Below are 14,201 nucleotides of genomic sequence, written 5' to 3'. Positions count from 1 at the left end.
CGAGCGCGTCGCCGAAGAAAGCAACGTTGCAGAGAAACGCACGCTGACACCCTGACCCGCCGCAGAACAAAGCTATCCGTCTGTTCGTGCGATGCGCATACCAATCGCCGTCAAACGGATGCGCCTTGCGCCGAGTCGCTGAATGGGATGAGCGCAATGTGTGAAATTCTCGCTAGCCGGTTAACTATTCATCAGCGGCGTCAGCGATTCGGTTTGGCGACCAAATTTTGTTTGCCAAGTCGAGCAGCAGCTCGCGTCGCTCGACCTGTTCGTCTTTTCCGAAAACTTCATAGGGGTGAAAGTTGAGCTGCTCGCTCGTTCGAAACGACTCGAACTGGGGCTGATGCGCGTACGCGGCAGATGTGAGGCTTGCCGCATAGAGGTTTTGCTTTGCGTAGTGGGGTGCTTTTTCCTCGAAAGTTTTCGCTTGGTAGCTGCGATTTACATCGGCCGGCAGCAGGAGAAGCCCGGCGGCGTTGTTCCGCCAGTCGTCAAAGTCCTGAGGCGATGTGCACTCGGCTTCGTATCGTTCGAATTTATCGGCCCAGATGTGTTCAATATCGCTCGGGTTCTTGACCTTTCGGTCTACGTACTTGTCGAAGAGGTCTGGCTTTCCGGAACTGGTCTCGACGAACGAGGTCACCCGCGCGAGCAAATGGAAGATATACCTGCGGGTGGCTTGGTTCAGCCGCAGGTCCCTTATTCCTTGACGCCCACGGCTCTCGCTACCTTCGAAAGCGGGGTCGCTCTCCGCTAGTCGTGTGGTGAGAGCGTCCACGAGCTCAGGCAATGTATTGCGGCGAATTTCTTTGACGAGGAGGAACATTGTGTAGCTGGTCGTCGAGTATCCGACGCGGATATTATTCGTGGTTCGCCGCATGAGCCAGATGTCCAGGAAGGTGGCCGTCGCGGCGATTTTTTTCCGCACCGTGGTTTGGTCGTCACTGGGGTCCAGCGCTGCGAGCAGGACAGTGCTCTGCCACGTGAAGTCGTTGTGGGCGTTGTAGAAGACGGCCTCGAGGCCGGGGGTGTAGTGCGTGCTCGCGTGAAGGATGAGCTGGTATGCGTTCGCGAAGAAGGGAAGTTCTTCAGTCATGACTTCGTAGTTTCGTTGCGCGACTCCCGTTCCGATTCGGGACTCGTTGTCGCGAATCCAGCGATGAAACGTCGTGCCGATGAGCTCCCAGTCGCGGTCGACTGACCCCGCTTTGCGCTCGCGCACTGAGTTGGCGTACTGAGCGCGGAGCCAAGCTTTCATTGCTGCTGCGTCGCGTTCAGCGTCCGGTTCCTCACCCCAGGAGACGAGGCCGAGAACTGTTTTTCGCCAGGTGGAGTTGGCCCTATTGCGCAGGTCTTCGTCGGTGATGGGTGCAAGCAGGTATGCCTTGAGCATGTCAACAGGGCTGAGCGGCTTGCCGCGGTCGTTCATCGTCTCGAAGATTCCATAGGCTTGTGAATCGTTCGCCGCTTCGATTTCAATGAGGCCGACGTTGTTCATCAGCCAGTAAATGAATCCTTGAAGTGCATCGCCGAGTTCTCCGGCTAGGTCAAGACTCTCAATGTCGTCGTACCGCGCGAGAATATTGCTAATCGACTCATCCTTACCCTCGGCTTTATACGCTTCGCCGTTGAAGAGGGCGCGGATGACAGGAACGCGTTCCTTGATATCGAGGTTGAATTGCTGCTCTCCGAAGTTGTCGGAAAAAATCAGAGGCTCAATCGTCGCCGAAACATTCAATTCCTTTGCTCGTGCAATCCGGTACAGATGAATCATGAGCAGGGTCAGAGATGTGACGCGCTGCTGACCATCCACGAGATAACTTTTGCCGCCCCGCTCGGTCACAATGATTGAGCCGAGAAAATACTCTCCATAGCTGCTGACATCCTTGGGCAAATGCCCCTCTCGATATTCTCCCCAGAAGCGCGCAAGCAAATCAGAGACGAGCTCCTCAATGTGCCGTCGCTCCCACTTGTACTCGCGCTGGTACTCGTCGATTGCAAAGGAACGGCTCTGCAGCAACTGCGTCACGGACCGATAGTGCGGGGTAATGCTGCTCACTTAAGGAACCTTTCATTCAAACAACTGACAAGCTTGCGTTGCCTACCAGCGTTACGCTGCGACTGCGGCAATTACTTCGGCCTGCTTGAGTATTGTCAACGTCGCGCTCTCCTGCATGTCTGGTGGATACCCGTGCCGGCGCAGTAACCGTTTGATTGTGGCGCGCAGCTTCGCCCGCACTTGCTCCTTGACTGCCCAGTCGGTCTTGGCGTCACGACGCACAATCTCGACTAGGTCGTGGGCGATGGCCTTCAGTTTATCGTCGCCGAGTTCAATGACGGCAGAGTCGTTTGTGCGGATGGCATCGTAGAACGCCAACTCGTCATCAGTCAGTCCGAGTTGCTTCGCACGGTTCGCTTCGGCCGTGAGTTTTTGTGCCAAGTCCGCAAGCGCCGACATGACCTGCGCGGAGTCGAGGGTGCGGTTCTGGTAGCGCAGCAGTGAGTCGGTGAGCATCTCCGAGAACTGTTTGCTGGCGATGATGTTGCGCTTGGCGATTCGCTTTATCTCGTCGTTCAGCAGCCGACGTAGCATCTCCAACTGCAGGTTCTTCCGGTCGGACTTCTTGAACTTCTCGATGAAGTCATCGTCGATGAGCGACAGGTCAGGCTTGCCAAGCCCTGCCTCCGCGTAGATGTCGATGACGCCAACTCCGGTCATGGCGTCGGAGACAATCTGACGGATGGCGGTGTCGACCTCGGCGTTGGGGTCGACACGAAGGTCCCCGCCCTCGATTTTGGCAAGCTGGGCACGCACAGCCTCGAAGAACGCGGCGTCGCCCTTGAGCGCTTCCGCCTCATCCGTTCCGGCACACATCGCGTAGAGCCGCACAAATCGGCCGGCGTGCGCCAGAAAACGATGCTTCAAACACGGGCTGTCCTTGGTGCACTCGTCACCGACCTGCGTATGTGCGGAGAGCAAGTATTCAACCGCGCCGGTCAGAGCGGTTAGGAACGCCTTCGCTCCACCAGCGGTCAGGCCACGACGCCAGGGGTAGCCATACAGAATGGTGTCGACGATTCCGTGCGCCTCAACCATGCCTGGGATGGCTTGCTGGCGCAGGTCCTCGCCGAGCTCTTCGTTGTCGCGGTCGCGGTCTGTGTATTCCTTGAGCGCTGACTTTAGGTCTTCGGCAATGCCGAGGTAGTCGACGACGAGGCCAGCCGGTTTGTCTTTGAAGGTTCGGTTGACCCGTGCGATGGCCTGCATGAGGTTGGCACCACGCATCGGCTTGTCGACATACATGGTGTGCATGGACGGGGAATCGAAACCGGTCAGCCACATGTCCCGCACAATGACCAACTCAAGCTCGTCTTTGGGGTTCTTCGCGCGCTGCTTCAAATCGCGCAGGGCTTGCTTTGAGCGAATGTGCGGCTGCAATGCCTGGTCGTCAGCCGCCGACCCAGTCATCACGACCTTCAACTTTCCCCGTGCGTCGTCGTCATTGACCCAGGCCGGACGAAGGTCAGCGATAGCGGTGTACAGCGCAGCAGCGATGCGACGCGACATTGTCACAATCATCGCTTTACCCGCGAGCACTTCACGCCGGGCTTCCCAGTGCGTGACGAGGTCGGCTGCCAGCTCGGCGATACGTTTGTCGGAGCCCACAATGGCTTCAACCCGTGCCCACTTCGATTTCAACCTATCTTTGGCTTCATCCTCGGAGCCAGAGGTCGCGTCACGGAAAGCATCATCGACATCACCCAATGCGCCCACAGGCAGCTCTACCCGGGCTAGACGTGGCTCGTAGTAAACCTTGACTGTGGCACCGTCGGCGACGGCCTGGGTGAGGTCGTAGGTGTCAATGTAGTCACCGAACACGTTCCTCGTCGACTTGTCAGTCGATTCAATCGGTGTTCCGGTGAAGCCGATGTAGGTGGCGTTCGGCAGCCCGTCGCGCAAGTGACGGGCGAATCCGTCGATGAAGTCGTAGTTCGAGCGGTGAGCTTCATCGACCATCACGACAATGTTCATCCGGTCTGACAGCAACGGGAACGCGGTGCCGGCGTCCTTCTCCTCCTTCGAGATACCGAACTTTTGAATCGTCGAGAAGATAATGCCACCGGATGCCCGGCCGCTCAGCAGGTGCTTCAAATCATCCCGCGACCCAACTTGCACGGGCGATTCCGGCAATGGTGCCCCGATTCTGGCGGCCGCGAAGGTGTCGTCGAAGAGTTGGTCGTCGAGGTCATTCCGGTCGGTGAGCACCACGACGGTCGGATTCTCCATGGTGGGGTCCCGCATGATTTTGGCCGCATACCAGAGCATCTCGTAGCTCTTTCCCGACCCCTGCGTGTGCCAAACAACACCCGCACGACCGTCACCTTCTACAGCCTCAACGGTGGCAATAACTGCTTTGTTCACCGCCCAGAACTGGTGGTACTTCGCCACAAATCGCACGAGGTTGCCCGCGTCTCCGGTGTAGACCGTGAAGTTTTGCACCAAGTCGAGGAGCCGCGCCGGGTCAAGCATGCCCTTGGTGAGCACTTCATACTCCGGCAAGAGCGGGGGAGCGAGTTCGCCATGAACCGTCTTCCACGGCGCAAAGTGCTCCCAATTGCCCGCGAACGTGCCAGCTCGCGCCTGCACCCCATCACTAATGACGGCGAGCTGATTCCAGGTGAACAGGTCTGGGATGTCATGCGTGTAGGTGCGCACCTGGTTGAACGCACCTCGCAGCGACGACGCTTCGTTGCCCGCCCGTTTCAGCTCCAACAACACAAGGGGCAGACCATTGACGAACAGCACGATGTCGGGACGCCGCTTCGCGGAACCAACGACGGTGAACTGATTCACAGCGAGAAAGTCGTTGTTGAGAGGGTTCCTCCAGTCGATGAGCTGCGCCCGCGTCGTGCGCGGCGCACCAGAGGAATCCCGCACCTCGACCGGCACACCCTGCGTTAGCAGCTGGTACGCCCGCCAGTTCTCCGTCATGACCAGTTGCGACTCCGGCCGTAAGACCGTTTTCACGGCATCCTCGACCGCTAATTCGTCGAGTTCAGGATTGAGACGACGGACACCGTGAGCCAGTCGATGCTGCAGTACCACCTCGCGGAAGTCATGGCGTTCAGCCTCACCAGATTCTGGGTCTATGTCGGGCCCGTAGGCGACCGTCCACCCCAGGCCCCGCAGTTCATCAAGCACGAGCTCCTCAAGCTCGGCCTCCGTCGGAATCCCGCTCATTCTTCCCCCAGTACTCCGGCTTGAGAAACGTCACCCACTCGCACCTTCCCCGACATTAGCAACGGCAGCAACTCGTCCCGCGTGAGACGAAGCTGCGCGGCCATCGTTCGTGAGGCCTCACTCTCGCTCACGAGGTTCCGAATAAGCAGTCTCTTGTCGTCTGAGAGGCGCCGCACGTCTGGGACCTTAAGGTCGAGGAGGGCCGACTTATCGACTCGCTGATGGCTACCGGTTGTGCCGGTCACCCTCATGCGCATCTGCTCAACAAAACTCGTAGTAGAAGCGACGGCAAAGACTTCTTCCGTCGTAACATCCGTGCCGACAAGGGGCACGAACTCCGTTGAAGCGAGATTCTTCTTGTCTGCTACAGGGTATGCGGTCCAGATTCGGGGGATGTGCGGGTTCAGCCTGGAAATAAGGACCATGCTCTGGCCAAACGCAAGTTTTGCGCTCTTGATGGTGGAACCATCTACGAGCTCGGGTGCTGGACCTGAGTCGAACGCCGGAAGAGAGAAGTGTGCCACTGGTCCGAACGGAGTCACGGTCTTTGCCACTCCCGCCTTCGCGAGCCGACTTAGCTGAACTAGGTCGCTTATGGTGGCAGCGATGGAACGCGCGAGGCGCTCACACCCAGAAGCAACTGCCGCGTTTGTGTCGATGAGGTCGTCGAGCACACCGAGCACTCCCGCAATTCGCTGCTGCTCTTCGAGCGGCGGTAGCTCGACCTGATATGCCTCGATGCGTGAAGGTGCCGTGTGGAGAATCTTCGAGCCGCTCGCCGTCGTAGCGAGGTAGTGGTTGAAATCATTGGTGCGAAATAGGTACTCGAGATAATCAATCGACACACGAGTACTATCTGTCACTTCGACGCGCCCAATACGCTGGTTATGCAGGTAGTTCAGCTCATCCGACGGCACTCGCATCGGCCAGCCCAGAATCTCTCCCCCCGGCGTCTGACAAGTCATCGCCATGAGCAAGTCTCCAGGCTTCAGATTGAACGCTGTCGGGTACTCGCCGCGATAGCTCTCAGTTGCACTCCGTTTGAAGACCGCGCCCCTTGACCCCGCGAAGTTGCCAATTCGTATCAGCCTGGGCTCGTCCGGCCGAGCCGGACCAGCTTCTAAGCTACGAAATGGCCACCCATGGTGAACCTTTGCAACGTCGCCAAGCGAGCTCAAGACGCGTCCTGCGTCGCAAGCGAACCTAGAGCCGCCATCACTTGCTCTTGGAGCTGCACCCGGCGCTCGAATCCCTCACGTACCTCGACCGTCAGCCGCGAAATCTTGTCATCAAGGGGCTCCTCGTCCTCATCAACCGCTTCGCTCCCAACGTAACGACCCGGTGTGAGCACATGACCGTGTTCGGCAATCTGCTCAAGGCTGACGCTCGCGCAGAACCCTGGCACATCTTCGTACGTGTTCTCGCCGGGCTCACCGCGCCACGAGTGGTAAGTGCCCGCTATCCGTTCCAAGTCCGAATCGGTCAGCTCCTTGTTCGTTCGAGAAACCATAGAACCGACCTGACGCGCATCGATGAAGAGAACTTCGCCCTTACGGGAACGCTGCGACCGCTCACTCTTGACGGTCTGCCCTGACTTGTCTTTCGTCAGGAACCAGACGCAAACGGGAATTTGAGTTGTGAAAAAGAGCTGCCCAGGAAGCGCCACGATGCACTCGACAAGGTCCTTCTCCACCAGATTCTTTCGAATCTCGCCTTCGCCGCCAGCCTGAGCAGAAAGCGACCCGTTCGCGAGGACCGTGGCCATGGTTCCCGTGGGATTCAGATGATGCAGCATGTGCTGAATCCAAGCAAAGTTCGCGTTATTGGCGGGAGGGTTGCCGTGCTGCCATCGGACGTCACCAGCCAGTTTGTCGGCGCCCCATTTCTTGACGTTGAAAGGCGGGTTGGCTATGACGAAGTCAGCCCGCAGGTCGGGGTGTTGGTCGTTCGTGAAGGAATCGCCCCATTCTGGGCCGAGGTTTGCCTCAATACCCCGCAGGGCGAGGTTCATTTTCGCGAGCCGCCACGTGGTCGGGTTCTGTTCTTGCCCGAAGACGCTGATGTCGTTGCGGACGCCATCGTGGGCTTTCACGAAGCGGTCAGCCTGCACAAACATGCCACCCGAACCGCAGGCAGGGTCGTAGACGCGGCCGTTGAAGGGTTCGAGCATGTCGACCATGAGCTTGACGACGCTGCGGGGTGTGAAGAATTCACCGCCGAGCTTGCCCTCAGCGTTCGCGAACTTGGAGAGCATGTACTCGAACACTCGGCCAAGAACGTCGAGGCTTTCGTGCTCTTCTGCGGCAAGATTTTCGTTTGAGAACAGGTCGATGAGCCCGCCGAGCATCTGCGGGGTGAGTTCACGTCGCGCAAAGTTTTTCGGAAGCACACCCTTGAGGGTGGGGTTCTCCTTTTCAATGGACTCCATCGCGGCGTCGATTCGTCCACCTACGTCGGTCTGCTTCGCTGCCTTGCGAAGGTCATTCCAACGATTGCCCTCGGGAATCCAGAAGATTCCCTCGCCGGCATACTCGTCACGGTCTTCGAGAAGCTGTTCGCGCGCGTCATCCGTGGGCATGAAGTAATCGCTCGAATCGTCAGCGGCAAGGCGCTTGAGTTGTGAGTGACGTTTCTCGAAAACATCTGAGACGTATTTTAGGAAAATGAGGCCAAGCACGACGTGCTTGTATTCGGCAGCGTCCATGTTCGAACGCAGCTGGTTCGCCGCCTCCCAAAGCGTGTCTTCTAGACTCGCCGCTGCAGTCTTATTAGTCTTGCTGGCCAACAGAATTCCCCCTACGGCCGAGCAAATGATTGGGTGCGTGAAGAAGCAGCCCGGCCTCATATTCACCCTAGCGAGTCGGGCCGACACTACTTACACGACGCGGCGCAGGGGCGCTTCGACGCACGGCTCTGTAGTCATTGGACGCGAGTCGCGGCGGCGCTCGTGTCGGAGGCAGCCAGTATCGTGCAACCACACGAGAGGGCCTTCAACGATGCGAGCAATTTGTCCGGTCTGCGACCAAACTGCCACGGTAAGCACCACACAAGTGATGACGGCCCACGAGTCCAGCGGAGGTCGCTGCTCAGGAACAGGCGGGCCGCCGGGGAAGTTGGTCGTGGACACCTTGCGCCCTCGACCAACAGCGGCCCAAGAACGCAACTTACTTCGGGCATCTCGAAAGGCCCTGGCGCCGAAGCCCCGCGTTCGTCCGCGACTCGTAGAGCCGCCAGCTTCGTCCCGCCAGCGGCGGAACGCAGTTCCAGCCCGCGAAATCAAGGCGCCGGCACCGAGGCCGGCTGTTGCCCGCCGCTCCACCACAAAGCCAGGAGGAGTGGGCAAAGCAAAGTCCTTCGAATCACGTCGACAAGCGTCGCTTGCATCCCAACGAATCTACGAAGCAGAGGCCGCCGCTCGCAAGAAGGCGAACCTTGAACGTGGAACCGTGCCCAGACGCAAGTCAGCGCCGGACCCGAAGAAGAAGAGGTGGGTTCAGTCGATAGTCGGTGGAGGGTCTCCGGGGCTGGGTAAAAGGTAACTACTTGGCGTTGGCCGCCAATACATTGCGCGTGCTGCGCTGATTGCGGCGTCGCTGGGGGGTCGAATCGTTGGTTGGTTGCTGACTGCCGCCCTGTCACCACTCGATGCTCGCATGAGCGATGAATGCCTCGACGAGGTGTTCCAGTTCGTCAAGGTGGTTGAGTGGCCGGTCGCCGGCAAAATATGTGGTCGGCGTGTACAGCCAGAACGTCAGGCTGAAGCCCGTGATGTCCAGGCTGGCGGCCGCTGAGACGAGTGGGAGCACGAAGGGCTCGATATGGTCTCGGTTGGGTCCGAATTGAAGGCCGGGGAACACGATTTCATCCCTCCAGATGAGCGCAATGAGCTGGTCCGTAGCGAGCATCACCCTGATGTGGGGCTCGTCCACCTTCAGCATGGTCGCGACCTCGTCCATGGAGTAGAGCCCATCCAGGGCGTTGATATTTTGAAGGGCAACGTCCGTGGCTGCCTTCCCAAGTGCCGTTCCGTTGAGAAGCTCAATTCGCACGATGGTCGTGCTTTGCTGCGTGTAGTAGTCGGCGAATGAGTCGTCGGATTTCATCGTCCAATAGCCGGTCTCGCCGACTTTGCACGCATTGAGGGTACGCAGCGGGCGTTCGAAATCGTTGAAGGTGATGTTGCTGTCGATACCTGGGATGCGGGTGACGGTGCCTCGCTGGAAGTTCATGATGTAGCTGCTGCAGACTGTCGTGACGCGCCAGACGCCGCCTTCATCGCCGTGCAGTTCTTCGACGGTTGTCATTGGTGGTCCTCCGTATCACGTTCTGCGGCGCTTGAGATGAACTTCATTTCCGTTGGGACTCGGTTGATGAGGCGCCGGGTGCGGGGTGCTGCTGAACACTATGTGCAGGGAAAGGAGGTCGGCGTGGTCTTCGTGCGGGAGGCCATGGGCCGCGCCGTCAAAAGCACAAGGCTCGTGAACGGCGCGGCGCATGGGACTCTGTTCGGTGTTACGCGGCCGAAGCTACTGCGTCAGCAGTCCGTTTGTGCTGAGCCGGTCGAGTTTTGTCACAGAGTCGGTTTTTCGGCGACGTCCGTCGGCAGGGCCAAGAGCGCGCTGATGTGCGCCTCTCGGTCCCGCGAAAGCGTTCTAGATTTCAGCTGCCGCAGCTGGCGTCCAAGCCATCGCCCCAGCGCAAACTCCGCCGGGTCAGCGGAAGTGAGGCGCGGCAACCGACCATTGGTTTGCACGTGGTGGATGCACGCGGCGAGGTTGATTTGCCAGCGGCTCTCGTGGGGGTCCCACTCGAACGCGGGGGAGACGTCTAACCGGATGCGTTGATAGGCGCTGAGCCTGTCATCGAACCGGCGCTGGTGTCGCGCCCATTCCCCGAGCCGGCGCTCGTGGCCCGGCAGGCTTGAACGCTTTCGAGTGTTCTCGCGCGGTGGGTGCTCGTTTGCTCGCCAGAATTCTTCGTAACGGTGGAGCGCGCCTGCCCAGTTGGCTGACCGCCGGAAACCCACCGCTCCGTTCGTCTCAGCGCCGCTCGCACGCCGTTGGTCCGCTGTCTCATATTGCTCGGACTCCATGTCCACGATGCCGACCTGGAGCCAGAGCGTGCGTGCTTTCTCGTGGAGTTCTATTGGGCTTGTTCCTCGTTGCATTGTGCCGCCTGTTCTGGCCGCATGAATTGCGGCCTCACTGCAGCTATGCGCTGTGCCCAAAAGGACTAATTCGGCCCGGGTTTGTCACTGAGTCGGTGGTTTGAAACCGGGCGAATCTCTAATGTTGTGCTCCAGAGCCCGAGACCACGAGACGGACGACGTGATGCCGACAACTGCGGAACACCCACAGAACGCACTGACGGATGCCGACCGCGGCCGATACCTCGTTACGACGGCGTCCGCGACCTGCTACTCGCTCGACCTCGACGCACGGGTCCTTCGACGGGTGGCCAGCGCCATGTTCAATGACACGCTCAGCCTCCGACGGGATGGTGATGACGTCGACCTGCTGGAAATTGTCACCTGCTGCGTCGGCAATCCCATGGTGGTGCTGATAAACCTGCACGTACCCGGCGTCTGGCTCACCACCCGAGAGACCACCAGAGTGGTCTCAATCGAGCCGATTAGCGAACCACCTCAACGGCCATGAGCAACTCTGATGCGCGGGCCTATCAATACCGCCCCATCTACGCGCTGGCCTACTGGGAAACTATTGGCCCATTCATCGAAGCTGCGGTTGCCGATGCTGCTTCCGCGACGGGGCGCGCACCTCGCACGCTGTTCCCCGCCACAGTGGCGTTCGTGCTCTGGTGTTGGCAAACACGAGGGACTCCGCTCGAGCGGCGACGCATCTTTCGGCGCCGCGTCGTTGAAGGGTTCATCCACCGTGGAATGGGCAACTACCTCAGCGGGAGCAAGGCCACCCACCGGGCGACGCTCGCTCTGATGGTGGAGTCGCTGAACCCCGCTGACGGCGTTCGAGAGCGCCGGCCCATTCCCCGGTCCGCACCGACCAAGCCGTACGCACCGGGCGAAATCGCCGCCCTCCACAGTTGGGCGCAGAGCCAAGGCACACCGCGTCGTCAGCTGGACGCGATTGCGCTCATGACACTTGGACTGGGTGCCGGTTTGGCGACCCGTGAGCTCCTCGCCGTCCGAACGTCCGACCTCGAGCTACGCGATGACCACGTGCTCATTATCGTCTGGGAAAGCCGCCCCCGCCTCGTGCCCGTCCTACCCGAATGGCATAAACCTTTGCACCGCATCATCAATGACCTCAATCCCAACGATTGGTTCTTCTGCCCTGGTCGCACCAACGTGCACCCCGGGCAGGTCACGGATTTCTTGCAGCGTGCCCGGACGACGTTGGATGTTCGACCGAGCCGAATGCGTGCGACGTGGCTTCTCGGGCATCTCATTGCGGGTACGCCCCCGCGGGAGCTCCTGCGCATATCTGGGCTCAAGAACCTCGCGGCGCTTGACCAGCTCATTGCCCAGGCCGCGGAATCGGGCACCCAACCCACTCGCTCTACCTCCACATAGGAGCGCAATCATGATGCGCGACAAGTGACGGTGAACAGCCATGGTTCGGTCGCTGCGGCAGCTCGTGCAGCTTTTCTGCGAGCCCCCGTACACGGTTTACATGACCGACCGAAAAGACCGATTCAACAACAAATTCCTCAGCGACTCCGCAGCATATGCGCACCTCCGGGCTCTCGACCCGGAGCTCCCCGACGCGCTCTGGGGCATCATCGTCCGATATCACCCGAAGGTCTCGCTGACACAGTGGAAGGCCGTACGGGAGTTCACCATCGCTACGGCAGTGCAGATGAAGCCCCGCAGCTACGAAAGCACTCGCCGGCTCATGACAATGACGGCGAGGTTCCACAGCTGGCTGTGGGCTGCCACCGGTAGTGAACTCACCGCTGAACGCATTTACACATCGCGCAATGTGTATCGCTACTTGCAGGAATTTCTGCCTACCCACTCCGAATCGCACCGTTGGGGAATCGTTCGGCAGCTCGGCACCATCGCCGACCTCCTCGCCAATGGTGGTATCAAACGCCTGCCAGCACCTCACCTGCCCGGGCGGCGCCCCTTCAGCCTGGCCGATTCCGCCACCATGCACAGCTGGGCGGGAAGTCTCACGACGAATTTGAAACGTCAAAACGCGTGGGCGATACTGGGCCTTGCCGGCGGCGCCGGCCTACGCACCGACGAAATCATCGACGTGCGCCTGGGCGATATCGAAATATCTGACGGGCGTGTCTTCGTCAACGTTCCCGGGCCACGACCACGCCGAGTCCCCGTGATGAACCCGTGGAACCGAACACTCCTCCGCAGCCTTGACCAACGCGCGGACCCAGACGAGTTTCTGTTCCGCGGGCACCGAAGTGAGGAATATCGGCCCACCGGCATCCAGACCTTCCTGACTATGCACCCGTCAAGGGTGCGCGCCACAGTCTCACGGCTTCGCTCAACATGGATAGTCACCCAAATCGACAGCGGACTCCCGCTGCCGGTCCTCAAAGCCATCGCCGGTTTCGCCTCAGCGCAGAGCCTCGATAAACACCTCCGCTATGCGAAAACCCTAAACATCGCCGACTACACCGGTCTCATCATCGGCGAAGAGGTCGCCCGATGAGCGCCGGCGATACCGACCACAGCTCCTCCGTGTACAACAACGATTTGGGCGGCGTCACCCCCGAAGAAGTGATGGGGCGGGGCCGAGTTCATCACGTCATCGCTGACGACATCGTGGTTTTGATGGAAGGCCGTGTTCGCAAGACGGGGGCACTCGCCAAACTCCAGGAATGGCGCGACGAAGATGTCGCTGGTGAGAGCCTTGGTGGCCGACCTGCGCTCATCTCGGACCGGGCCATCCTGACGGGAATGCTGTTGCTCGCCAAGGCAAATGCCCCAATTTTCATCACGCGCCTCGCCGCACTGTTCCAATATGAACTCAGCGACGAATCTCGCAAATTACTGGGACTCGAAGCATCCATGACCAGCTTCATTGGTCACGTCGGTGAACAGAAGCGTTGGTACCACAATGCGCACCGGGCCTTTCATCGGATGAACGATTTAATGGACCCCTTCCCACAGGAGCGTCGCCATTCGAAAACGTACACCGAAATTCAACACATTCTGGATAACCATGACAAGGCGCTGGCTGACAAACGTAAAGCTCGGCTCGACGAATTCACCAAGCTGTTCCTGGTCATGACCTACAACGAACAGCCGCGCCACATTCGTCGTGTATCAAGCAAAATCGATATCTCCTTTGACCAGACTTATATCGGAACGCCAACAACAAAGGGCTACTCCAAAAGGAACCTCGCCAAGCGGGTGGCCGACGAAAAGAAAATTGAGGAAAAGCGCACTCTGACGCCAGGGCCAGTCGATGCCTTCGCTGGATGGCACGTACGCGCCGGAGAACGAGTCGACTCTCGTCGTGGCCAATCCGACCAGACGGACCCGCACGGGAAGGCCGATGCGGGGACGAATTACGCCTGGGGGTGGGAAGCGAACATCGCTGTCCGCGTCGACTCCGAAGCTCCCGGCCAGTCCCGCTTTCCGGCACTGGCCATCGCCGCAACTCTCAGCTTGCCCAACGTCGGTGTCGCCGAAGAAGCCGTCTCACTAATGAGGGCTGCCAAGGCCACCGGATTGAAGCCAGGAGTCGGAGATGCGGACAAGCAATATTGGGCAAATTCCCTCGTTGAGCGCCTCCACGACCCCGCATTCAACGAAGGATTCACACCCTCGACGGACTATCGCGTCGACAGACTGGGGGTGCAGGGCGGCGACCACGGCGCAAAATACATCGAGGGAGCGGCGTACTGAGTATTAGAGCCTCTGAGCCCCACCCGATCGTGCGGTTGAGCCCCACTGATCGTGCGGAAGAGCACCGGCGGTGGTGTGGCTCAGCACCACAGGTGCTCCCCGTCA

The 14,201-nt window shown here is 59.5% G+C and carries 10 protein-coding genes; 4 read left to right on the top strand and 6 right to left on the bottom strand.

The window, feature by feature from the left end; all coding sequences use genetic code 11:
* Window positions 1–184: 184 nt before the first annotated feature.
* From E3T41_RS01550 to E3T41_RS01525, 6 genes are all read right to left on the bottom strand, one after another.
* Window positions 185–2,059, bottom strand: a complete 1,875-nt coding sequence (locus E3T41_RS01550; RefSeq protein WP_134476986.1) for a DUF262 domain-containing protein — start codon at window positions 2,057–2,059, stop codon at window positions 185–187.
* 51 nt (window positions 2,060–2,110) lie between these two features.
* Window positions 2,111–5,242 carry a type I restriction endonuclease subunit R gene (locus E3T41_RS01545; protein WP_134476983.1) on the bottom strand — a complete coding sequence of 1,044 codons (3,132 nt, stop codon included), beginning with the start codon at window positions 5,240–5,242 and terminating at the stop codon, window positions 2,111–2,113.
* The gene (locus tag E3T41_RS01540) at window positions 5,239–6,165 is read right to left on the bottom strand and encodes a restriction endonuclease subunit S (protein WP_255455255.1); all 927 of its coding nucleotides are present in this window, start codon (window positions 6,163–6,165) and stop codon (window positions 5,239–5,241) included. The genes E3T41_RS01545 and E3T41_RS01540 overlap by 4 nt, the downstream gene beginning before the upstream one ends.
* Before the next feature lie 251 nt (window positions 6,166–6,416).
* Entirely contained in the window at window positions 6,417–8,027 is a 1,611-nt protein-coding gene (locus E3T41_RS01535; protein ID WP_370256876.1) for a type I restriction-modification system subunit M, read from the bottom strand.
* An 850-nt stretch (window positions 8,028–8,877) separates the two neighbouring features.
* The gene (locus E3T41_RS01530) at window positions 8,878–9,546 is read right to left on the bottom strand and encodes a hypothetical protein (RefSeq protein WP_134476977.1); all 669 of its coding nucleotides are present in this window, start codon (window positions 9,544–9,546) and stop codon (window positions 8,878–8,880) included.
* Window positions 9,547–9,812: 266 nt separating this feature from the next.
* On the bottom strand, window positions 9,813–10,340 hold the full coding sequence (locus E3T41_RS01525; protein ID WP_134476975.1) for a hypothetical protein: 528 nt from the start codon (window positions 10,338–10,340) through the stop codon (window positions 9,813–9,815).
* Between the two features lie 232 nt (window positions 10,341–10,572).
* On the opposite strand from E3T41_RS01525, the gene E3T41_RS01520 reads away from it, so the two are divergent.
* The 4 genes from E3T41_RS01520 (at window position 10,573) to E3T41_RS01505 (ending at window position 14,096) form a co-directional block, all read left to right on the top strand.
* Entirely contained in the window at window positions 10,573–10,899 is a 327-nt protein-coding gene (locus E3T41_RS01520) for a hypothetical protein (protein WP_134476972.1), read from the top strand.
* Window positions 10,896–11,792, top strand: coding sequence for a hypothetical protein (locus E3T41_RS01515; protein WP_134476969.1), 897 nt, complete (start codon window positions 10,896–10,898; stop codon window positions 11,790–11,792). The genes E3T41_RS01520 and E3T41_RS01515 overlap by 4 nt, the downstream gene beginning before the upstream one ends.
* 100 nt (window positions 11,793–11,892) lie before the next feature.
* Window positions 11,893–12,894, top strand: coding sequence for a tyrosine-type recombinase/integrase (locus tag E3T41_RS01510; RefSeq protein ID WP_166791475.1), 1,002 nt, complete (start codon window positions 11,893–11,895; stop codon window positions 12,892–12,894).
* On the top strand, window positions 12,891–14,096 hold the full coding sequence (locus tag E3T41_RS01505; RefSeq protein WP_134476964.1) for a hypothetical protein: 1,206 nt from the start codon (window positions 12,891–12,893) through the stop codon (window positions 14,094–14,096). The genes E3T41_RS01510 and E3T41_RS01505 overlap by 4 nt, the downstream gene beginning before the upstream one ends.
* Window positions 14,097–14,201 lie beyond the last annotated feature (105 nt).

This window comes from Cryobacterium sp. Hh38 (genome assembly GCF_004403235.1).
Taxonomy (GTDB): Bacteria; Actinomycetota; Actinomycetes; order Actinomycetales; family Microbacteriaceae; genus Cryobacterium; species Cryobacterium levicorallinum.
This window is presented reverse-complemented; position numbering and strand designations above follow the sequence as displayed.

What these genes read in the sequence shown, in the direction of transcription:
- E3T41_RS01505 (WP_134476964.1), top strand. Translation starts at nt 12,891, where the DNA reads ATGAGCGCCGGCGATACCGACCACAGCTCCTCCGTGTACAACAACGAT.
- E3T41_RS01545 (WP_134476983.1), bottom strand. Translation starts at nt 5,242, where the DNA reads ATGAGCGGGATTCCGACGGAGGCCGAGCTTGAGGAGCTCGTGCTTGAT.
- E3T41_RS01510 (WP_166791475.1), top strand. Translation starts at nt 11,893, where the DNA reads ATGACCGACCGAAAAGACCGATTCAACAACAAATTCCTCAGCGACTCC.
- E3T41_RS01530 (WP_134476977.1), bottom strand. Translation starts at nt 9,546, where the DNA reads ATGACAACCGTCGAAGAACTGCACGGCGATGAAGGCGGCGTCTGGCGC.
- E3T41_RS01520 (WP_134476972.1), top strand. Translation starts at nt 10,573, where the DNA reads ATGCCGACAACTGCGGAACACCCACAGAACGCACTGACGGATGCCGAC.
- E3T41_RS01515 (WP_134476969.1), top strand. Translation starts at nt 10,896, where the DNA reads ATGAGCAACTCTGATGCGCGGGCCTATCAATACCGCCCCATCTACGCG.
- E3T41_RS01540 (WP_255455255.1), bottom strand. Translation starts at nt 6,165, where the DNA reads ATGCGAGTGCCGTCGGATGAGCTGAACTACCTGCATAACCAGCGTATT.